This is a genomic window from Mesorhizobium sp. M1B.F.Ca.ET.045.04.1.1 (assembly GCF_003952465.1).
GTDB classification, from domain to species: Bacteria; Pseudomonadota; Alphaproteobacteria; order Rhizobiales; family Rhizobiaceae; genus Mesorhizobium; species Mesorhizobium shonense.
In genome coordinates this window covers 4,606,024-4,626,334 of sequence record NZ_CP034448.1, presented here as the reverse complement: position 1 = coordinate 4,626,334, position 20,311 = coordinate 4,606,024, and the positions used below count along the sequence as shown (strand labels likewise).

The window sequence follows — 20,311 nt, the reverse complement described above, 5'->3', positions numbered from 1 at the left end:
CATTCGAGAAGTTTCCGCTAGGTCGAGCCCATGGAAGGAATGACCAAGGCGGATGTCGATAAACTCGATAAAGGCTTGGCCGTGCACGGCGGTCGGCCGCTTCGTCCGCGCGATGCCGCAACCTTGATCCTGCTGGACCGGAGCGGCAGCGACGTTCTGGTGCTGATGGGCCGGCGCCATGCCGGCCACGCCTTCATGCCCGGAAAATTCGTCTTCCCCGGCGGCCGAACCGACCCCGCAGACAGCCGCATTCCGGTGGCTGCCCCGCTGCACCGCGAGGAAGAAACCAGGCTTGCCAGCGGTCCCCGCCGCGCGAGCACCGCGCGGGCGCGCGCCATCGCCCTGTCGGCAATCCGTGAGACCTACGAGGAAGCCGGCCTGCTGATCGGCCGCAAGGGCCCGTTCGCGACCGCCAAGCGCGACTGGCAGGGTTTCGTCGAACACGGCGTGATACCGTCGCTGGATGCCTTGCGCTTCATCGCCCGCGCCATCACTCCGCCCAACCGCGTGCGTCGCTTCGACACCCGCTTCTTCAGCGCCTGGCGCGAGGACGTCGCCGTGGAATTGCCGGAGGGCGGCCCGACCAACGAGCTGGAAGAGCTCGTCTGGCTGCCGCTCGCGGAAGCCCGCAAGGCCGACATTCCCGACATCACCCGCATGATCCTGGAAGAACTGGAAAAGCGGCTCGCCCACGATCCCTTGCTGCGTCCGGGCGGCGCAGTGCCGTTCTTCCGGCTCGTCCGAAACCGCTTCGTCCGCGAAGTCCTTTAGAAACAGAGCATCCATATCCCATGACGGTCGATACCCAGCAAAAGGGCGACGAACGCGTACACTGGCTGCCGATGATCGCGGCGATCTCCTCGATCAGCGTGGTCGGCATCGCTATCGGCCTCGGCATGCCGCTGCTCAGCGTCATCCTCGAAACGCGCGGCCACTCGGCCTCGATGATCGGCCTCAACACGGCGGTCGCCGGCCTCGCCTCGATCGCCGGCGCGCCGCTTGCCACGCCGCTCGCCATGCGGCTCGGCGTCGCCTGGACAATGCTTTTGATGATTGCCGCCGGCGCGCTTGCCTTCGTCGGTTTCCATTTCGCGCCCGCCTTCTGGATGTGGTTCCCGCTGCGCGTCGCGCTGCACATCTCGCTGACGGTGCTGTTCATCCTGTCGGAATTCTGGATCAGCACCTCGGCGCCGCCGCATCGTCGCGGCCTAGTGCTCGGCATCTACGCCACGGTGCTGTCGCTGGGTTTCGCCGCCGGCCCCTGGCTATTTGCCCATCTCGGCTCGAGCGGCTTCCTGCCGTTCGGCGTCACCATAGCGCTGGTGACGCTCGCGGCCATTCCGGTGCTCGCTGCCCGCAACGAGAGCCCGGCGATCGTCGCCGACGGCGAAACCAGCCATTTCCTGCGCTACGTCTGGCTGGTGCCGACCGCGACCTTCGCCGTGCTGGTGTTCGGCGCCGTCGAGACCGGCGGCTTCTCGCTATTCCCCGTCTACGGCAACCGGATCGGCTATTCCGAGGCCGACGCCGCGCTGCTGCTCACCATGATCGGCCTCGGCAACGTGCTCCTGCAGATCCCGATCGGCATGATCAGCGACCGCATCTCCGACCGCCGCTATCTGCTCCTGGCCTGCGCCACGGTCGGGCTCATCGGCACCGTCTTCATGCCTTTCTTCGCCCAGAATTGGCACCTGATGGCGGCTCTTCTGTTTGTCTGGGGCGGCGTGGTCGCCGCCATGTACACGATTGGGCTTGCCCATCTCGGCTCGCAGCTTTCCGGCCATGAGCTCGCCTCCGCCAACGCCGCCTTCGTGCTCTGCTATGGCGTCGGCATGGTGATCGGCCCACAGGCGATCGGCATCGGCATGGACGCCTTCGGCCCCTCGGGCTTCGGCTGGTCGCTCGCGTTGTTTTTTGCCGCTTATATGCTCCTGGTCTTGGTCCGGTTGGTGCGAAAGATTCTCTAGAGCATGATGCCGAAAAGTGTGAAGCGGTTTTCGGACGACATCATGCTCTATCTCTTTGATTTAGAGCCGGATTCAGATTTCAGGTCGACTCGACCTGAAATCATCCGGCTCTAGCGAGAAATATCGCCGGTCATCGGGCTATGCTGACATCACCGTGTCAGCAGCACCCCTGCTATACCCTCGCTCCAATGCAGGTATAGCGAGGAGAGATCGGATGATCGACAGCGGCTTTGAAACCAAATCCCTCAGGATGGAACTGCTTCTGCTCGTCACCTTCCAGGCGCCGGCTGCCGATGTCGAGCGCATCATGGAGGCCGTGGTGGCGATCGCGCCGCTGCGCATGGGCGAATATGACGGCAACGCCTACCAGTCGGCGCAAGGCATAGAGCGCTACCGGCCGCTGGAAGGCGCTGCCGCGGGCGCCGAGATCGAATTGCGCCGGCGGCCGGGCACGGTCGAGGTGTCGTTCGAACTGCCCGACGACCAGGGGCTTGCCGCGCGCGTCGTCGAGGCCATATTCCAGGCTCACTCCTATCAGGAGCCGGTCATCCGCATCCAGCCGCTGCTGACCAGCCGTTCCAAGGGCCTCGACGACCGCGCCAATCCGAACCGTTGGTGGAACACGACAGGCGACTGGAAGACCGCGCCGCGCCCGGAAACGATAGCCGCCGAGTGACATCGGAGCCGAGTTCGCCGCCGGAGGAAGTTGCCTATGAATGACGAGGCAGACCGCGTGCCGGCGCGCGATCCTCAGGACCTGGCGCGGTTGTTGGTTTCTCGCGAGCAGGCGGGAGACGCCGAAGGAATGGCGGCCCTCTACGAGCCCGATGCCGTCCTCGATATCGGCGGCGGACAGCTGGCCCGCGGCAGGGATGCTATCCGCGCGTTCTACGCTGAGTTGGTGGCAGCCGGGCAGAGGTTTGAGCTTGGTGATCAGCGCCCGGCTATCGTCAACGGAGATCTGGCGTTCACTTCCACGCGCCTTCACGATGGTACCGTGACTGTGGAAATTGCCCGCCGGCAAGGTGACGGAACATGGCTGTGGGTGATCGATCAGCCGTCGATTCTCCCATGAGCTAAGGCTCGGCACTCGAAGCCAAGACACCGCCCGAGAGCCCTCGGGCTTGACTTTCCGGGCGCGTTCTTTATGTGTCGCGCCAAGTTTCCCGCGTCCGGGTGTTTTCCCCGTGCTCCAGCGGCCAAAACTCCACGAACATTAACGGACGAACATCATGGCCAAAGCCGCAAACATCAAGATCAAGCTTCTGTCGACCGCCGACACCGGTTTCTTCTACGTGACCAGCAAGAACAGCCGCACCAAGACGGACAAGCTGTCGTTCCGCAAGTACGACCCGGTCGCCAAGAAGCACGTCGAATTCAAGGAAACCAAGATCAAGTAATCTGGTTCATCCTGAAATGCCGAAACGCCGCCCACTCGGGCGGCGTTTTTGTTTGGCGGCATTTGTGATTCGCGGCAACCTAAGCAGGTACCGCTGGCTTGGCTCCCTACTTCCCTTGCAGGAAATCCATGATCGGTGGGAAGGTGAGGAGAATCCCGACAAGGAGCAGCGCAAACGCGGCGACATTGACCCTGCCCATTGCCACTGTCTTGTATCCCCAACGCCGGGCGAAGATGAACCACGCCACCAGCCAGACGATGATGGCGACGGTCGTTACCCCGGAAAGTGCTCCTGACGGCTTGTAGAAGGTCAGCAAGCTGTTGATGGCCTTCGATGCGTCGCCGGCGAGAGCCAGGATGCCGATGGCGGCGCAACCGATGCCTGCAGCCAGAATGGCTGCCGCCCCGGGACCATTGGGTATGCTTTCAGGGATCGTTTCCACGGGTTGACTTTGGCCGACGACCGGCTTCTGCGAAATGGTCATGGCTGTTCTCCTTCAGGCTGCGCGGCCGATGGCTGCACTCCAGGTGTTTGGGCTGGTGCTTGCGCTCCCTCCGGCTGCTCTCCTTGTATCAATACGATCGATTGGCCACCGCGGACGGGAGCGTATTTGTTGAGGAACGCACCCAGCGCACCGGCTGCGCCCGTCGCGAAGAAGGCCGCGACCGCAAAGGCCAGCACCGAGATGCGCATGCTCCGGTGTTGAACGATCGCTCGTCCGTACTTCATGGTGACATAGGCCACCATGGTCATTGCTATTGGCGCCAGCCAAGCGACATGCTCTTTCCATTCCATGCCGAGAGAATGCCACTCAGATGTTCTCGGGCTCGACAGGAGAAGGCTCCGCGGATAGCTCGAAAGATCGGTCACCCCGGCCGGTGGAACGGCGCGATACCATGGATAGACGCTGTAGGCGCCGGAGAACACAGTGAGCCAGGAGAGAACCACCATCGCAACAAGCCAAAAGTTGAGCAGCGACTGTTCCCTTGTGCTCATTGGCGGCGCCCCTGGTGCTGACATTCTATAGAGACCGGCAATGGCGCCGGAAAATGCGAGCATGAAAAGGGCGCCGAAACCCATTCCATGCAGCACCGTCATCAGATCGCGAGTGGTGATTTCCATCGATTGTCTCCTTCCCTTTACCCCCTCCGTTTTTGCTTTCTAATTTAGTTGATCATTATAGAGAGACGGACACAGCCTTTATTGACGTGGATCAAAAAATTAGCCGGCTTGCGGAAGCCTAGATTTCCCGTGTCACCCGCATCTCGACGGCGACTGGCTCAACGCCACACTGTGAGTGGTCCGATATCAGCGGGATGCCTGGTTCGGGGCCGGTCGGGTGGTGCGGGTCGAAGGGCTCGGTCGATGTCGCGCTCAAGCTCTAAGAGGGCGTGAGGCTGCCCGGCTCCTACCAGCGGAATTGCTGCTCGGCAGCGACCAGGGCACGATCCCGCGCGGCCTTGCGATCGATCCGATCGGGCAATTCTTCACAACGCCCGTCGACAACGGCGCGTTTGGCTTCAAGTCTCCGAAGGCCCGGATACCGGACTTTGGCTGGAGCCTGACGTCATCTTTTGGAAAAAAGGGGGCCGGTCGGCGGTTGGCAGCGGTACGAGGAGGCCACTATGTGCCAGCGCCGGCCGGCCGACCCCACGGACCCAGGAGATGCGGCGGACCTGAGCATCATGGGGTATTTTTCGGATCGAGCCGGGCAGTCTACCCTCGTGCCGGCTTCGTCTTCGGTCTATGCGAAGCAGATTTGCGCAAGAACGTATGAAAATCAACCATTTCTTAACCACGGCTCGCGAATCGCTTGGGTTAAGGTAAATTCCTAACCTTGCCGGATGACCGGATATTAGCTGCCTCTACAATGCATATCGCTCAAAAGTATGTGGCGGCTTTGAGAAAACGGCATGCATAAATCAAAAGGCCTAAGACGCGTCGCCTGAATCCGTTTCAGCGCAACGCGCTTCAAAAGCATGTCTCCCGAAAGTGGGAACCGGTTTCGGGACAAAGGTGTGCGTAAAATCAAACCTAAAGTGCATCCAGCGATCTGAAGGATAGCGACGCGCTTTAGGCGGCCTTGGCGACAACCCGGTTGCGGCCGCCGCTCTTGGCCTCGTAGAGCGCAAGGTCGGCACGCTTCATCAGCGCCGCGACCGTATCGGCTCCTTTCAGCACCGATGACACGCCCACGCTGACTGTCACTTCAATCGTCTTCCCTTCGGTTCCGATTGCAAATGGCAGCTGTGCGATCTCGGCACGGATGCGTTCGGCCACCTTCTCGGCAATCAGCCCATCGGTGTCCGGCATGACCACGACGAACTCCTCGCCGCCGAACCGGCAGGCGAGATCGATGCCGCGCACGTTCTTGCGCAGCCGCCTGGCGAATTCGCGCAGCACGTCGTCGCCGCCATCATGGCCGTGGGCGTCGTTGATGGATTTGAAGCGGTCGAGATCGGTGATCATTACCGACAGCGGTCGCCGCCGCGCCACAGCGCGGTCGAACAGTGTCTGCAGGTGGCTGTCGAGGTAGCGGCGGTTGTGCAGACCGGTCAGTCCGTCGGTCACCGCCATCTCGATCGTCTGGGTAACGCTGGCGCGCAGCTGGTCGTTGTAGCGCTTGCGCCGCACCTGCGTGCGCAGGCGCGCCGTCAGCTCGTGCTGGTCGATCGGCCGTGTCAGATAGTCGTTGATGCCGAGTTCGAGGCCGCGGATGATCCGGCCCTCCTCGCCCTCGTCGGCCAAAAGGATGATCGGCAGGAAGCGGGTGCGATCGAGCGAGCGCAGTTGCGAACAGAGTCTCAGCGCATCGAAGTCGGCGAAAGCCGTCGAGATCAGCACGCACTCATAGGCTGTTTCGGCGGCCTGGAAGAAGCCGGCATTCGGATCGGTCGCGACATCGAGCTCGGCGCTGCCGCGCAGCATCTTCCGGATGCGCTCGATCGACGACTTGCGCTCGTCGACCAGAAGCACCTTGGGCTTGGTGTCTTCCGTCGCGAAGTTGCGGCTGAGCAATTCCTCGATGCCGATGTTGCGCGTGGTCGAGGCGCGCAGGCGCAGCTCGTCGGTCAGCGACTTCAGCCGGACCAGGCTCTTCACCCGCGTCATCAGCTGCAGGTCGTTGACCGGCTTGGTGAGGAAATCGTCGGCGCCGGCCTCGAGGCCGCGCACCCGGTCCGATACCTGGTCAAGCGCGGTAATCATGACGACCGGGATATGCGAGGTCGCCGGATCGCTCTTCAGCCGCTTGCAGACCTCGAACCCGTCCATGCCGGGCATCATCACGTCGAGCAGCACCACATCGACCTTGCCGTTCTCGCAGGTCTCGATGGCGTCCGGGCCGTTGCCGGCCGTCAGCACCTCGAAATATTCGGCCAGCAGCCGAACCTCCAGCAGCCGCACATTGGCGGGGATGTCATCGACGACGAGGATCCGCGCGGTCATCTCAAAGGCTCCGGCTCGGCATCAGGCATCGCCCAGGTAGGATTTGATCGTCTCGATGAAGCGCGGCACCGAGATCGGCTTGGAAATATAGGCCTCGCATCCGCCCTGGCGGATGCGCTCCTCGTCGCCCTTCATCGCGAAGGCGGTGACCGCGATCACCGGGATCGAATGCAATTCGTCGTCTTCCTTCAGCCATTTGGTCACTTCCAGGCCCGACACCTCGGGCAGCTGGATATCCATCAGGATCAGGTCCGGCCGGTGCTGGCGCGCTAGGTCCAGCGCTTCCAGGCCATTTCGCGTGCGGACCGTCTCGTAACCGCTGGCTTCGATGAGGTCCCGAAAGAGCTTCATATTGAGCTCATTGTCCTCGACGATCATGACCTTCTTAGCCATCAATTTCCCGTCCCGACCGCCTTCGAAGCCGAAGACCGCCGTTATGCGTCCCTTCCGGATCGCACCCAACCCTTTTTCACTCTACGCCAATATCATTGACGAAACGGAAACCGGACGTTGGAAAAGCGCCGGGATTCCATCTGCGGGTGCAGGAGCTGAAGCGGCTGAGACTTGCCGCAAGCGACGCTTGCCATTACTGCGGAGCAAAGACTCACATCCACACCGATAAAAGGTAATGATGGCAAACGCAGCGTCAATGCGCGAGGAGGCGGAAACCCTTGCCGTCAGGGCGTTAGGCTTCGTCGCCGCCGATCCGGAGCTTCTGCCCCGCTTCCTGGCAATCACCGGCATCGAGGCGCATTCGATCAGAAGGGCGGCTGAAGAGCCTGGCTTCCTTGCCGGCGTGCTGCAGTTCATCCTCGCCCACGAGCCGACGCTTTTGCGCTTCGCCGAGGAGACCGGCACGCCGCCGGCCGCTATCGGCAACGCCTTGCGGGCGCTGCCGCTCGGCAATGACGATCACGATCGCTCGACATGAGCGACGATCCCGAAACCACGCGCCAGATCGAGGAGTTGGCCGCCGACGACCGGCCGCTGTTGGTGCTCGACGTCGACGATGTCGTGCTCGAATTCGTCCGACCCTTTCCGCATTTCCTGAAAACGCGCGGCTTCCGGCTGACGCTCGCCTCCTTCCGCCTGACCGGCAACATCGCCGAGACGGCATCCGGCCGGCTGATCGAGCAGGCCGAGGTCACGGCCCTTCTCGGCGATTTCTTCGATGTCCAGGCCGATTGGCAAAGCATCACCGACGGCGCCGCGGAGGCGCTGGCGACGCTCGGCCAGCGTGCCGAGATCGTGCTCCTGACCGCCATGCCGCACAAGCATCGCGCCGTGCGCCGGGCGCATCTCGACGCGCTTGGCCTGAACTACCCGTTGCTGACCACGGAAATGGCGAAAGGGCCGGCCATCGCCAAGCTGCGCGGCGCCAAAGGCAGGCCTGTCGCCTTCGTCGATGACCAGCCGTCCAATCTGATGTCGGCGCGCAACGCGGTCGCCGATGCGAACCTCTTCCACCTGATGGCGGACAATTCGCTGCGCGCCTTCCTGCCGCCGACGCCAGACGACATCGTCTCGGTCGAGAACTGGCGCGAGGCGGCCCCGAAGATCGCGAGCGCGCTGGGGCTTTAGCGAGCGTTCAGGGCTGCAGTTTTGCCCCTGCTCCGCCATTGTCGCCGCCGTCCGAATCGTCGCCTCCGGTTGAATTGTCCGTTCCGTTCGCGCCGTCATCGCCGTTCGAATTGTCGTCCTGACCCGCGCTGTCGTCCTGGACAGCATCAGCGCCTTTCAACATGGCGCCGTTGACCGTGACGGATCCATCGGCCTTGGTGTTGATCACCCACTCCAGCCGGCCGTCCGGCAGCGTTTTGCCAAAACCTTTGACGGCCAAAGCAAACGGGAAGGCCTGCGCCATTTGCTCATCGCTCTTGGCGCCCTCCTGCAGCGCCTGCACGATCTTGTCGTAGCCCGCGACATCGACGGTCATGGTCGCATCCGGCTTTTTGCCCGGAAACGTCATCTCGCCTTCCATAGCGACCTCGATGTCGCCGTTCTTCACCGTGCTGTGTCCGAGCACGAATTTGGGCGTCTTGGCCAGGAAATCGGCGACCAGAGCGTCGCCGAATTGATCCGACAGCGGCGGATTCTTATTGAGATCAAAGGCTTCGATCGCTTTCTTCGCCATGGTGTCGAGATCGATGTTGGCGCCGCCGAAGTTGAGGTCGACATCCGTCGGCAGCAGCGCGACGCTCCAGCCGGGCAGCGTCTGCTGCGGGATCGTCAGACCGGAGGCCTTGATCGCGTAGTCGACTTTGCCGTTCTGGGAGACGCCGTCCATGCCGAACGCGGTGCTGAACTGCTTGGCCCCGAATTTGCCGACGGGGCTCTCCACCTCGAAATCCTTGAAGCCGTAGTTGCCGTCGATCCTTTCCCAGACGGGCAGCGCGGCCTGCAGAAGCGTCTTGAGCTCTGCCTGGTTGGCCTTGAGCTTGGCTTCGTCCTCGTTGGCCACGGCAAAGGCAAGCAGGTCGAGCAACGGCTTCGTCCGCACACCCTTGCCGTGCGCATCCACCGACAGTTCCGGCGTCCTCAGCGTGATCGGAAAATTCATTCCGTTGTCGGGATCGTCGATCTTGATCGTTTCGACGAAGCTCGAGACTTTCTGCGTCGCCGTGAAGTCGACGCCGCCATTTGCCGATTTGGTGGCCGCAATGGTCGCGGTGCCGGCGCCGGCGGTGACGTCGGCTTGCTGCTTGGCTTCCCGTGACGTCATCGTCATGCCGGCCATCGAGCTTGTGCCGCTGGTAAAGGCGGCAAGCCCCGGATCGTAGACGCCGGCGCCCTTGCCGTCCTTGATCGTGAATTGCATGCTTTGCGGACCTTCCGGCCCGTTGAATTCGAAGGACATGCTTTGCGAAAAATCCGAGGCGACGTCCCATGATCCGTCACTGCGCGGCTTCACAATCAAGGCATAGGGCGCCAAGTCGAATTTCAGCGGCTTTTGGTCCGGCAGGGCATCGACCAGCGCCTTGATGTCGAGCACAATTTTGTAGGCACCGCCTTCGGCCGAAACCCTGAGCACGCCCATATCGAACACTTGCTTGCCGAAATAGCGCGCCAGATTGTCGGAGAGCAGCTTCGCGCCCTGGCTGTCGACCGTCTGGGCCACAGCAGGCACGCTGAACGCAAGAGCTGCAACAACTGGCAAAATACGCTTCACGTCGGTTCTCCGTTCTCGGAAGGCGAAAATCGTTTCGTGCTTCTGGTAGGAAACAAGCGTTACAGCCGCAAGACGGCGACTGTACGCCAAAAGCCCGTGCCGCTAAAGCACCAGCCGCATCAGCGGCCGGCCGGGCTTGCGCTCCAGAAGCCTCTCGAACCCTGCCTTCTCGAACACCCGCGACGAGCCGACGAACAGCCCGATCGAGCGCGAGTCGCGCGAAAGATCGATCGGGCAGGCTTCCAGCAGCCTGGCGCCGTTGTCGCGGGCAAAGGCGATGCCGCCGTCGACGAGGCGATGGGTGATGCCCCTGCCCCGCGCCCTGACGCGGATGAAGAAGCAGGAGATCGCCCAGACGCTCGCGTCGCCGGCGTCCGCCGGATCGACCGGCGCCGAGCCCCTGCCCTGATTGTTCCATTCGGGCACGTCGGCGCGCGGCCCGATCTGCATCCAGCCGACCGCCTTGCCGTCCTCGAAAGCCAAAAGCCCCGGCGGCGGACCGGCTTCGATACGCGCCTTGATGTGGTCCTTGTTGCGCTCGCGGTCGCTGGCGCGGCGCTCCGCCGGCGTCAGCCGAAAATGCGTGCACCAGCAACCGTAACAGGCGCCTTGCTTGCCGAAGAGATCCTCGAAATCGGTCCAACGCTCTGGCGTAAGCGGCGCTATGGTCGTGCTCATGCGTTCTCCCCAGGCCAGCCTTGTTGCCGGCCTTGCGCTGTCGTACCATTGCGTTTGTTCTCTTTATGTTCGCAGCAATGGCGGCTCCTGTCAACAATCCCGAACACGGTTTCTGCCGCGACTGCCTGGCTATGCAGCGCAGCGAGACACGCCGCTGCGAGCGCTGCGGCAGTCCGCGTCTTGTCCGCCATCCCGAACTCTACCGGCTGCACATCGCCCATATCGACTGCGATGCCTTCTACGCGGCGATCGAAAAGCGCGACAATCCGGTGCTGAAGGACAAGCCGGTGATCGTCGGCGGCGGCCGGCGCGGCGTCGTCTCCACCGCCTGCTACATCGCCCGCATCCAGGGTGTGCGCTCGGCGATGCCCATGTTCAAGGCGCTCGAGGCCTGCCCCGAGGCCGTGGTCATTCCGCCCAACATGGAAAATATGTCCAGGTCGGCCGCGAGGTGCGCGCGCTGATGCAGAAGCTGACGCCGCTGGTCGAGCCGCTTTCGATCGACGAGGCATTTCTCGACCTCGCCGGCACCGAGCGGCTGCACGGCATGCCGCCTGCGCTTGTGCTGGCGCGCTTCGCGCAGACGGTGGAAAAAGAACTCGGCATCACGGTTTCGGCCGGCCTTTCCTATTGCAAATTTCTGGCCAAGATCGCGTCGGACTTCCGCAAGCCGCGCGGCTTCTCGGTCATTGGCGAAGCGGAGGCGCCGAGCTTCCTCGCCGGACAGCCGGTGACGCTGATCTGGGGTGTCGGCAAGGCGCTGGCCGCAACGCTGGAGCGCGACGGCATTCGCACCATCTCCCAGCTGCAGCGCATGGAGCGCGGCGAGCTGATGCGGCGCTACGGCGTGATGGGCGACCGGCTCTACCGGCTTTCGCGCGGCGAGGACGACCGCCGCGTCGACCCCGACGGCGACGCCAAGAGTGTCTCGGCCGAAACCACCTTCGACACCGATATCGCCTCCTTGGCCGAACTGGTGCCGGTGTTGCGCGGCCTGTCGGAAAAAGTTTCGGCGCGGCTGAAGAAATCCGGCATTGCCGGGCGCACCGTGGTGCTGAAGCTGAAGACGCAGGATTTCAAGCTCCGCACCCGCAACCGCCAGCTTGGCGATCCGACACGGCTGGCCGACCGCATCTTCCAGACCGGGCTCGACCTGTTGCGCCGCGAGGCCGACGGCACGAAGTTCCGCCTGCTCGGCATCGGCGTCAGCGATCTCTCCGACGACGGCAAGGCCGATCCGCCAGACCTGGTCGACGTCCAGTCCCGCAAACGCGCGCTGGCCGAAACCGCCATCGACGAGCTGCGCGACAAGTTCGGCAGGAAGGCCGTCGAGACCGGTTACACTTTTGGCAAAGGCCGTGCCGCCAATCCGCCCGAGCCGCTCGAGGATTGAGACTGGCCCGGCATTCATGCAGGGATGATCAGCTGCGCTGCAAGTCGATCCGGCTCGTCACCATGGTCTTGCCGGTTTTTGGATCGGTGTCGGTCACCGTCAGCCGCATGCTGTCGCCGCCGGTCTTTTCTACAGTCAATTGCGCCTTGCGATCGCCGTTGACCTCCTTTGCCCAGCGAATGCCGAGATTGAGCGCGTTTCCCGAACGGCGCCCGTTCAACCGCGCCGGTCCCGTGCGCGAACCGATATAGACGCCGGTGTAGCCGGCGCCGCTGGCCTTGAGGTCGGCGCTGATCGCCCGCGTCATCAGGATCAATCCACGGCATTTGCCGTCGAGCGACAGCGAGGTCGAGGTGGCGCCGGATTTGAAGGTGCAGGCAATATTCACCGTCGGCGCACTGGCGCTCACCTTGAGGGTGCCGTTGCCGGCGAAGCTGCCCTGGAACGAGCGCAGGAAATCGGCATCGTCGGCGCGGGCGTCAGCCACTGTCGCCGTCAGGCAGCCGGCGAGCACAAACAGCATCATCGATTTCATTGGAAATCTCCCCCTCGGCATCGGACGTGCCAAAGCTTGCGAACACAACGACTCGGAACGCCTGCGACGGCCGCAGGTTCCGCCTTCAACATGACTGTTTTTTAACGCCGGTTTTTAACGCCGCCGGGCTGGCCCACACGAATGCGGCGACTAGCGGTTGCGGTCGCACGTCCGGCTTGCGAAATAGCGCGCATGACACCCGCTCCCTCGATCACCAAGGCCGCGCTCTGGATGGCGTTGTCGATCGCCTCCTTCCTGGCGATGTCGGTCGCCGGCCGCACCGCGACGGCCGCGCTCAATGTCTTCCAGGTGCTGGAGCTGCGCTCGGTGATCGGCTTTTTCATCCTGCTGCCGCTGGTGATGGCGGGGGGCGGCTTCAAGGCGATGCGCACAGAGCGCCCGCTCGCCCACGTCGCCCGCAACCTCGTCCACTATGCCGGCCAGGCCGCCTGGCTCTATGCGCTGACGTTGATTCCGCTGGCGGTGCTGATCTCGATCGAGTTCACGACCCCGATCTGGACCGCGATCCTGGCGGTGAGCTTTCTCGGCGAAAGGCTGTCGCGGCCGAGGCTGACGGCGATCATGCTGGGGTTGATCGGGGTGGTGATCATCGTGCGCCCTGGCGCGGGCTCCGTCGATCCCGGTCATCTCGTCGTGTTGGGGGCCGCGATGTGCTTCGGAGTCTCGGTGGTCATGGTCAAGTCGCTGACGCGAACCGACAGCGTCGTGCGCATCATCTTCTGGATGCTGATCATCCAGTCCGCGGTCGGCCTCGTCCCGGCGCTCTACGTCTGGCGCAACCCGGCGTTCGAACTCTGGCCGTCGATATTCCTGGTCGCCTTTACCGGCATGTCTTCGCATTACTGCATGGCGCGCGCGCTCAGCCACGCCGATGCGACCGTCATTTCGCCGATGGACTTCCTGCGCGTGCCGCTATCGGCGCTGATCGGCTGGCTGCTTTACAACGAGCAGATCGATATCTTCACCGCCGGCGGTGCCTTGCTGATCCTGACCGGCAACCTGCTCAACCTGCAGCGGAAAGCGCCGCAGCCCGCCGAAGTCGCCACCTCCTAGGCAGACGTGCGCGGATAGGTTTCGTCGTCCTTCTCGGTCTGTGGGGCGGCGTCGCTTTCGGGGATTCCGGACCATGGCTGCTTTGGGTGGGCCAACCGGCCCTTGGCCCGGCGTTCCCGGGCATCGGTGCAGCCGCTCTCGTCCTCTCCTTGCCATCAGCAAGGGTGATTTTCGTCTCGGCTTTCATTAAAAAAAAGGTAATGCCGCTTAATTTGATAGCGCCGCTGCCTCGCCACCGGTAGTTTCTTCATTCTGAACGGGGCGTGAGCAAGTTTTCCGGAGGGCCTCGATGAATACTATTAAGCATGCATTTCATCTGGTAAACGTTCTCGGCAATATAGTTCCCCACGCTGGCAGGCGCTTTTTGCTGGATAGGCTCGGATTGGGCAAGGTTTTGCAGCGGGCGTCCAAGGGGAGCATCGATCAGGTCAAACTGCCAAACGGTTACGACCTCTTCTTCAACCCCATGCTGCACTGGAACGCAACCAACCCAAAAAATCACGAGCCAGAAGTCACCGCTCTGCTCCATCGCTATCTGGAGCCAGGGGCGGTTTTCTACGATATTGGCGCCAATATCGGATTGCATTCGCTGATCGCGTCGAAGATTGTGGGCCCAACGGGTCGAGTGCTTGCGTTTGAGCCCGGTGAGATCAACCTTAGGTATTTCCGCCGGACTCTGGAAAACGGTGCCCCCAACGTATCGCTGCACGAATTCGCGATTGGTGCTGCCGACGAAGCGAGGGTGTTCGACCTCAGGGGTGGCGCAATGTCGGGGAAGCTAGTCGGGTCCGGGGAGAAAGCCGTCGATCCTGTGAGCGTGCAAGTCAGGTGCATCGATAGCCTCGTAGCTGAAGGCTACCCACGCCCCGACGTGATAAAGATAGATATCGAGGGAGGCGAGGCAGACGCCCTGCAAGGAGCAACGAAAACGTTGCAGACACATCCGGTCGTGATCTGCGAGATGCATGATTTCGCGCCCGAGGAAGTGAGACGGGCCATGAGGGTGCTGATAGAAGCCGGCTATCGCTTGACCCGGCTCCCGGATAGATCGCCATCGGATCATACGCCCAGTCATCATATCGTGGCGGTGCGGGGTGACAGCGCTTGAATTCGGCCAAAGCAAGCTTGGTGGTGTCCCGACTAACCGTCCTGGGCGACCAGGTTTTCAACTGGGGACATTCCCACCGTGCGTCCATTCGCAATTTTGGACTCGTAGTGGCGATATCGATTTTTGCCGGCGGGCTGCTGTTGGCCATCCAAAGCATGCCTGGCCTGATCGAACGGCTTAACGCAACTCCATTTGTCTTCCTTGTCCTGGTCGCGGTGCCGGCTACGGCGGCGCTGAATGCGCTTGAGCTCCAGATCATGGCAGCAATGGCAAAGAAGAACATGGCCTGGGCAAACGCATTCGAAATTGGCGTCTTTTCAAGTGCCGCCAATATGCTGTTTTTACCGGCTGGCCTACTATCGCGCGCTGCGGCGCTACGAGCACACGGAGTCGGACTGCAACTTGGAGGCAGCCTGATTCTCGTATTCATGGCGTTGTGGTTTGGGGCAGCGTTTGGCTATTCGGGCCTATTCCTTCTTGCGCTCGGCCATATCAAAATCGGCGCAGGCTTTGTCGCTGTCGGATCGCTGTGCGCTGGAGTCAGCATCGTCTTCCTGGTCCGTCTCCGACCCGGCTGGAGACTGGTCGTTTCGGCATTGGCGGTAAAGCTTGCCGGCTTGGTCCTCGAGGCCTTTCGGCTCTGCCTCGCGGCAAGGGCGCTCGGGATCGGCCTCGGCTTCAATCAGGCTTCGACCTTTTCGATAGCCTCCATAATCGGAACGCTAACCTCTCTCGTTCCGGCAGGCTTGGGGATCACGGAGGCGATAACCGCATTGCTCTCGCCGCTTGCCAATATCGATGCCGTCGCAGGTTTCGTGATTGCTGGAACCAACCGAATTGCCGTAGTGCTGGGTTTGCTTTTGCTGGCGGTCTTTCTTGTGGGAACAAGGCGATTGAGATCCCCATCTGACTAGTATCGGCCGTATACATAGAAATCGGCAAAGGATGTGTTGTCGGGATCGCGCGGATCGAGCGGATAAGCGTTCGGAGTCACCGAACAAAGTTTCCACTCCGGTAGATTGACCTCGATCCAGTTCGTAAACCTACGATGCTTGACGTGCGGTTCCGGGGTCGATTCGGTTGAATTGCTTGAATACAGAATGACAAACCGCTCCGAAGCAGAGAACAGGTTACGCATATACGTATCAAAAACCCTGTCTTCCACGAGGTGATATACTACGTCCAACGACAGCGCGAGATCGTGGTGACCCGGGTCGCTGTCGACAAGCTTGAAGCGTTTGGTCGGATCATTCGCGAACCGCTCCCGGCACCGTGCGACCGCCGAAGGAGCATTATCGAGCCCTAAGTACTTTGGATATTCTGCCAGGGCCAGTTGCATCCCGTCGCCGCAGCCGAACTCAACGACCGACTGAATTTCATGATCTGCTACAAAACGGTTGAGAAAATCGGCCTTAAACCGCGCGAGACGGTTAGCTGAGCCGGCACCCGACGTGCCGCCAGCCCTGTAGCGCTTTTCCCAATAGTCGGCAGAATTTCGAAATTTCAGCGCGGCCAAGGCAAAATATACCTGCCGAACGAGCGGTCCCGCAAGCCAACTCTTTTTTGCCCATTTCTTCAACGACATAATTTCGCTCGACGCCCTTCTATTCGAAATGCCGGTAACTTGCGCAGCATCAATGGGTTCATCTTTCGGTTGATAAAATTCGCCGATAGATCTCGTGGAATCGTTCGGCGGTCTTGGCCATCGTACCCTCCGACAGGACCCATTCCTTGGCGCTGGCGGCCAGGCCTGTTGCAAAGCTCCTATTTGCAACCATCCTCTCCACCGCGTCCGCGATTTCTCCCGGAGATCGCTCGGCAACCAGAAGCCCTGTCTCCTCATGGCGAATGATGTCGACAAGACCGCCGCTTCGCGACGCAATCACAGGCAGATCATGGAGCATCGCTTCGAGCGGCACGACGCCCTGCGCTTCCATTGTGCCATCTGCCGCACGGCGGGAGGGAACGATCAGAACATCGCTTCTGCGCATCCAATGGCTAACGTTCGCCGGCTGAAGCCAACCCGTAAACAATATGCGGTCGCGCACCTCAAGAGACGCGGCCTTTGCCTCGAGCGTTTGCCGTTCCGGCCCATCGCCCACGACAACGAGTCTTGCGCCCGGCAGACGGCTTTGCAGCGATGCGAGCGCGGCGACTGCGTCCTCTGCTCCCTTACAGTCAATTAGCCTTCCGACGAAAAGCAAGAGCGGGTTTGCTTCGTCGGCGAATCCACATTTCCAGGACGGGATCGTTGCCTCACGAGTTCGAGGAGATGCTCCGATCGGAACGATCTGGACGCGATCGGGGTTTGCGCCCAACATGCGTAGGGCAGCCGCCGTGGCGGCAGAATTAGCTGTCAGGACCGATGCATGCCGCGCGACAAGCTGTTTCGCCCACATCGGCAGGCGTCCCTGCAAGCCGAGAACGTCACTGCCATGCGCACTGACGACGAGGGCCGTTCGATCGAGGCAGGAAGGCAATGCCGTGATTCCTTGCGGGACCACCCAATGTGCATGGATCAGACGGTGGCGACGCGACCTGGCTAGCTGATAAGTAGCAGCAGCTTGCGCGACCGCGATGAGTGGCAGCTTTATCGCTTTTGATGGCTTCGACTTGATGTTTTCGAGCGCCCCTGCGCCATAGAAGACGTTTTCCATCTTTTCAGGCCAGGCATATCGAAAGCGATGAACGGTGACCCCGTTGCCCAGGTCCTCGAACGTCTTGCTGCCGGGCGCATGGGGAGCCAACACGTCCAGTTCTATTCCCCGGGCGGCGAGCGCGAAAACCAGATCGGCCATGAAGGGGGTGACATTATCGCCATGAAAGCGAGGAAAAGTAGACGTTGAGATCAGGACGCGCAAACCAGCAGACCCCTCACCTAGAATCCGGTGAAGATCGCCGTTGGCGGCTCGCGCGCGGGAACCGGCAGGTTCCGTCCGCGGCGTAACGCGGCAACTCCGCCCCGATAGCTATGCGTACCCCCAGCGAGTTCGACAACATCGCCCGGCAGGACCAACCGCCGATCAATTTCAACCGGTGCATCGGCCGTCACAGAATAGGGTCCCGGAATGTGGATCGCGAATGTGGCTTCACTCCCGCCTGTAGCGGGCAACTGCTTTCCCGCGATCCAAATTGGACCCCAATGCCGGACATAATTCTCCTTCAAAGCCGCTATGTCGGCTGGGAGCAATCCTTCGTCCGCATCGATCGATACAGTGCCGGGTTCCAGCGCAGCCGAAAGCGCCGGACCCGAGACAATGACGAAAAGCGGTCTTTCTTTTTCGATCGCATGCAGAAGCACGGGCTCTTCTCGATCGCGATATTCTTCAATTCCCCAAGTGCTCATCAAAAATCCCGCATGGGGATAGGATGCAACCATGCCCGTTTGAGCAATATAGGGTACCGGATCCGGGAAGAGTTGATGCACGGCGGAGATCAGTGATTGCTGAGCCGATTGGCCTCGCTGAAATTCTGGAATCGCATGCCCCACGGCCAACGCGACGAATATCACGGGGATTGCCCCTAAAATTTTTGATAGGGAACCAAGCTTATCCGCGGCCAACGCTCCGACCACCGCCACGGGTGCCATCATGAACACATAGAAGTAGGGAAAGCTGTTTCTATAGAAGATAACGCACAACAACGGTAAGGCGAAGCTAAGTATAGTCAATGCGCGGAGCCTCTCCGCGCCGCTATTGGTGATTGTCCGAGCCACAGCCAGGCCGATTCCGGCGCAGATCACCGACCATTGCAGCGCGTCTACCGCCAGCGAGTACGCCAGAAATCTCGCCCCGTAGAAGAGATTGCTATCAACCAGTTGCTTGTTGTAGACGGAGGTCAGCGTGTTCCCAGCCTGAGATACGACCTGCGCCAGGCTTGCCGAGTGACAAAGAAACAAGATGGCGAATGCCGCGACGGCTATCGCGAGCGCGATGACCATATTCCGCAGCAATACCTTGTCGTGGATGCGCACCAGCTGCAGGACCGCGACCATTGTTATGGTCGGGACATAAAAGACCGCTTTTATCGAGATCAGGCCCGCAAACGTTACCGCCAGCGCAGAAAGGATGAGCAGCCTGAGCGGGAGGCGGTCGCGCGTCAGGCCGAATAGTGCCCCCATCAGAAGCGCCGTGATGATCGGGTCGGCACGGAAGCTCGTCGCGCTCCGCATCACGAAACTCAGCGTGGCGTAAAGCACCGTCGCCCATAAAGCCCCGCGAATGGAAACGAGGCTCTCGGCCGTCTTGAAGAGGAACCAGAGCGTGGCCAGGTGAAGAAGCCACATCAGGCAGCGCGCAATGGCAATTGCACCTATTTCGTCGGTGGGCAGCAACGTCAGCCAAGAAAACAAATGGACGTGAAACGTCTGCAGGGCAAGACTAAGCGAAGCACGCTTGTATTCGAAAACCAGCGACAGGAAATGGAATTCGTCCCAGTTAATTTCCCGAAATAGCGCCGTAGCCAGTTCCAGTGCTGCGATTGTCCCGAACAGGATAAGAATTGTCCATCGATCAATCCTGACAGGAGCTTCAGGCCTCGTATCGAAAAATCCGTCCAAACTCGTCATCACTCGACCCGGTCCATCCGCTCTTCGATTTTCCGGAGCTTGAAAAGTGTCATCTCGAGCATTTGCCGGTTGCGCCCGATGAGGTCGGCGACAATTGCGAAAAGCAAAGTGATAAAACCGACAATGATCAATACGCCGCCAAGCACCAGCGATTGAATGTGGCCTCTATTGTCTCCCACCAGAGACAACCATAGAAAACGAAATATTGGTAACGATCCTATGAAAAAAATTACGCCGCCGATGAGCAAAAAGGCGTTAAGTGGATTATAAAGCGCATATGATCGTACGATTGTGACGCCGGTGTTGAAAATAAAATGAGGTATGCTTTTGAATAAGCGCGATCGCCGCATGGGCGCGTTGGTTCGAATGGGAACCGATGCCACCGCCAATCGCCTCTTGCCGGCCAGGATCAGCATTTCCGTTGTATAGGAAAAGCGCGACACAATGTTTATCTGCATCGCGGCATCGCGACTTATCGCGCGAAATCCACTAACTGCGTCGGGAACGTCGATCCCCGCCAAATGACGAACGACACGAGTCCCGATGCGTTGCAGGAACTGCTTGCCTGACGAGAAATGGTGATTTGTGCGCACTTGGCGGTCGCCAATGACGATGTCGGCTTCGCCACGCACGATAGGCCCAATAAGCAGCTCTATGCTCGACGCGTCATATTGGTTGTCGGCGTCGGTATTGACAATGATATCGGCTCCCGCGCGAAGGCTGGCGTCTATCCCCGTCTGAAACGCAGCCGCCAAGCCGCGATTGCGGCGATGGCTGACCACGTGATTTACATTGAGGCTTCTCGCAACGTCGGCAGTCCCGTCGGTGCTGCCATCATCGATCACAAGAATGTCGACGCTGTCTATTCCCTCGATCTTGCACGGTATTGCCGTAACAGTGGCCGCAAGACTCTCTGCCTCATTGTAGCAGGGAATCTGGATAACCAGTTTCAATGCCAAGATCGTCTCCCCAC

At 61.0% G+C, this 20,311-nt stretch carries 21 protein-coding genes and 1 pseudogene; 11 read left to right on the top strand and 11 right to left on the bottom strand.

The window, feature by feature from the left end; all coding sequences use genetic code 11:
* The first annotated feature begins 30 nt into the window (after positions 1-30).
* The 5 genes from EJ071_RS22725 to rpmG all read left to right on the top strand — a co-directional run bounded on the left by EJ071_RS22725 (position 31) and on the right by rpmG (position 3,367).
* Positions 31-771 (top strand): NUDIX hydrolase, encoded by a 741-nt coding sequence (locus EJ071_RS22725; protein WP_126099875.1) that lies wholly within the window; start codon positions 31-33, stop codon positions 769-771.
* Positions 772-791: 20 nt separating this feature from the next.
* Complete coding sequence (locus EJ071_RS22720) at positions 792-1,967, top strand: MFS transporter (protein ID WP_126099874.1); 1,176 nt, start codon at positions 792-794, stop codon at positions 1,965-1,967.
* Positions 1,968-2,181: 214 nt separating this feature from the next.
* Positions 2,182-2,643 (top strand): hypothetical protein, encoded by a 462-nt coding sequence (locus EJ071_RS22715; protein WP_126099873.1) that lies wholly within the window; start codon positions 2,182-2,184, stop codon positions 2,641-2,643.
* Between the two features lie 36 nt (positions 2,644-2,679).
* Complete coding sequence (locus EJ071_RS22710) at positions 2,680-3,042, top strand: nuclear transport factor 2 family protein (RefSeq protein ID WP_126099872.1); 363 nt, start codon at positions 2,680-2,682, stop codon at positions 3,040-3,042.
* Between the two features lie 157 nt (positions 3,043-3,199).
* Positions 3,200-3,367, top strand: a complete 168-nt coding sequence (rpmG, locus tag EJ071_RS22705; RefSeq protein ID WP_006201775.1) for a 50S ribosomal protein L33 — start codon at positions 3,200-3,202, stop codon at positions 3,365-3,367.
* A 106-nt stretch (positions 3,368-3,473) separates the two neighbouring features.
* Here rpmG and EJ071_RS22700 read toward each other — a convergent pair whose 3' ends face one another.
* From EJ071_RS22700 to EJ071_RS22680, 4 genes are all read right to left on the bottom strand, one after another.
* Positions 3,474-3,851, bottom strand: a complete 378-nt coding sequence (locus EJ071_RS22700; RefSeq protein WP_126099871.1) for a hypothetical protein — start codon at positions 3,849-3,851, stop codon at positions 3,474-3,476.
* Positions 3,848-4,489, bottom strand: coding sequence for a hypothetical protein (locus EJ071_RS22695; RefSeq protein ID WP_210211880.1), 642 nt, complete (start codon positions 4,487-4,489; stop codon positions 3,848-3,850). The genes EJ071_RS22700 and EJ071_RS22695 overlap by 4 nt, the downstream gene beginning before the upstream one ends.
* A 951-nt stretch (positions 4,490-5,440) precedes the next feature.
* Positions 5,441-6,814, bottom strand: a complete 1,374-nt coding sequence (locus EJ071_RS22685; RefSeq protein ID WP_126099870.1) for a PleD family two-component system response regulator — start codon at positions 6,812-6,814, stop codon at positions 5,441-5,443.
* 21 nt (positions 6,815-6,835) lie between these two features.
* Positions 6,836-7,207, bottom strand: coding sequence for a response regulator (locus EJ071_RS22680; protein WP_027166515.1), 372 nt, complete (start codon positions 7,205-7,207; stop codon positions 6,836-6,838).
* 238 nt (positions 7,208-7,445) lie between these two features.
* Between EJ071_RS22680 and EJ071_RS22675 the strand changes: the two genes are divergently transcribed.
* Together EJ071_RS22675 and EJ071_RS22670 are read left to right on the top strand one after the other, a co-directional pair.
* Positions 7,446-7,745 carry a DUF3572 domain-containing protein gene (locus tag EJ071_RS22675; protein WP_126102683.1) on the top strand — a complete coding sequence of 100 codons (300 nt, stop codon included), beginning with the start codon at positions 7,446-7,448 and terminating at the stop codon, positions 7,743-7,745.
* Complete coding sequence (locus EJ071_RS22670) at positions 7,742-8,395, top strand: hypothetical protein (RefSeq protein ID WP_126099869.1); 654 nt, start codon at positions 7,742-7,744, stop codon at positions 8,393-8,395. Before EJ071_RS22675 ends, EJ071_RS22670 begins: the two co-directional genes overlap by 4 nt.
* 7 nt (positions 8,396-8,402) lie before the next feature.
* Here the strand turns inward: EJ071_RS22670 and EJ071_RS22665 are convergent, their stop codons facing one another.
* Entirely contained in the window at positions 8,403-9,983 is a 1,581-nt protein-coding gene (locus EJ071_RS22665; RefSeq protein WP_126099868.1) for a hypothetical protein, read from the bottom strand.
* A 102-nt stretch (positions 9,984-10,085) separates the two neighbouring features.
* Positions 10,086-10,661, bottom strand: coding sequence for a GNAT family N-acetyltransferase (locus tag EJ071_RS22660; RefSeq protein WP_126099867.1), 576 nt, complete (start codon positions 10,659-10,661; stop codon positions 10,086-10,088).
* A 65-nt stretch (positions 10,662-10,726) separates the two neighbouring features.
* On the opposite strand from EJ071_RS22660, the pseudogene EJ071_RS22655 reads away from it, so the two are divergent.
* Positions 10,727-12,054, top strand: a pseudogene (locus EJ071_RS22655) (DNA polymerase IV).
* 28 nt (positions 12,055-12,082) lie between these two features.
* On the opposite strand, the gene EJ071_RS22650 reads toward EJ071_RS22655, so the two are convergent.
* Complete coding sequence (locus EJ071_RS22650; protein ID WP_126099866.1) at positions 12,083-12,589, bottom strand: hypothetical protein; 507 nt, start codon at positions 12,587-12,589, stop codon at positions 12,083-12,085.
* Between the two features lie 192 nt (positions 12,590-12,781).
* Here EJ071_RS22650 and EJ071_RS22645 point away from each other — a divergent pair, with 192 nt between their 5' ends.
* The 3 genes from EJ071_RS22645 to EJ071_RS22635 all read left to right on the top strand — a co-directional run bounded on the left by EJ071_RS22645 (position 12,782) and on the right by EJ071_RS22635 (position 15,685).
* Positions 12,782-13,663 carry a DMT family transporter gene (locus EJ071_RS22645; protein WP_126099865.1) on the top strand — a complete coding sequence of 294 codons (882 nt, stop codon included), beginning with the start codon at positions 12,782-12,784 and terminating at the stop codon, positions 13,661-13,663.
* A gap of 289 nt (positions 13,664-13,952) precedes the next feature.
* Positions 13,953-14,771 (top strand): FkbM family methyltransferase, encoded by an 819-nt coding sequence (locus tag EJ071_RS22640; protein WP_126099864.1) that lies wholly within the window; start codon positions 13,953-13,955, stop codon positions 14,769-14,771.
* Positions 14,768-15,685, top strand: coding sequence for a hypothetical protein (locus EJ071_RS22635; protein WP_126099863.1), 918 nt, complete (start codon positions 14,768-14,770; stop codon positions 15,683-15,685). Before EJ071_RS22640 ends, EJ071_RS22635 begins: the two co-directional genes overlap by 4 nt.
* On the opposite strand, the gene EJ071_RS22630 is transcribed toward EJ071_RS22635, so the two are convergent.
* The 4 genes from EJ071_RS22630 to EJ071_RS22615 are packed head-to-tail and all read right to left on the bottom strand — an operon-like array spanning position 15,682 to position 20,297.
* Positions 15,682-16,356 (bottom strand): class I SAM-dependent methyltransferase, encoded by a 675-nt coding sequence (locus EJ071_RS22630; RefSeq protein WP_210211879.1) that lies wholly within the window; start codon positions 16,354-16,356, stop codon positions 15,682-15,684. The genes EJ071_RS22635 and EJ071_RS22630 overlap by 4 nt on opposite strands.
* 58 nt (positions 16,357-16,414) lie before the next feature.
* Positions 16,415-17,632 (bottom strand): glycosyltransferase, encoded by a 1,218-nt coding sequence (locus EJ071_RS22625; protein WP_126099862.1) that lies wholly within the window; start codon positions 17,630-17,632, stop codon positions 16,415-16,417.
* Between the two features lie 17 nt (positions 17,633-17,649).
* On the bottom strand, positions 17,650-19,338 hold the full coding sequence (locus tag EJ071_RS22620; RefSeq protein WP_126099861.1) for a hypothetical protein: 1,689 nt from the start codon (positions 19,336-19,338) through the stop codon (positions 17,650-17,652).
* Positions 19,338-20,297: a glycosyltransferase family 2 protein gene (locus EJ071_RS22615; protein ID WP_245459949.1), complete on the bottom strand. Its 960-nt coding sequence runs from the start codon at positions 20,295-20,297 to the stop codon at positions 19,338-19,340. Before EJ071_RS22615 ends, EJ071_RS22620 begins: the two co-directional genes overlap by 1 nt.
* Positions 20,298-20,311 lie beyond the last annotated feature (14 nt).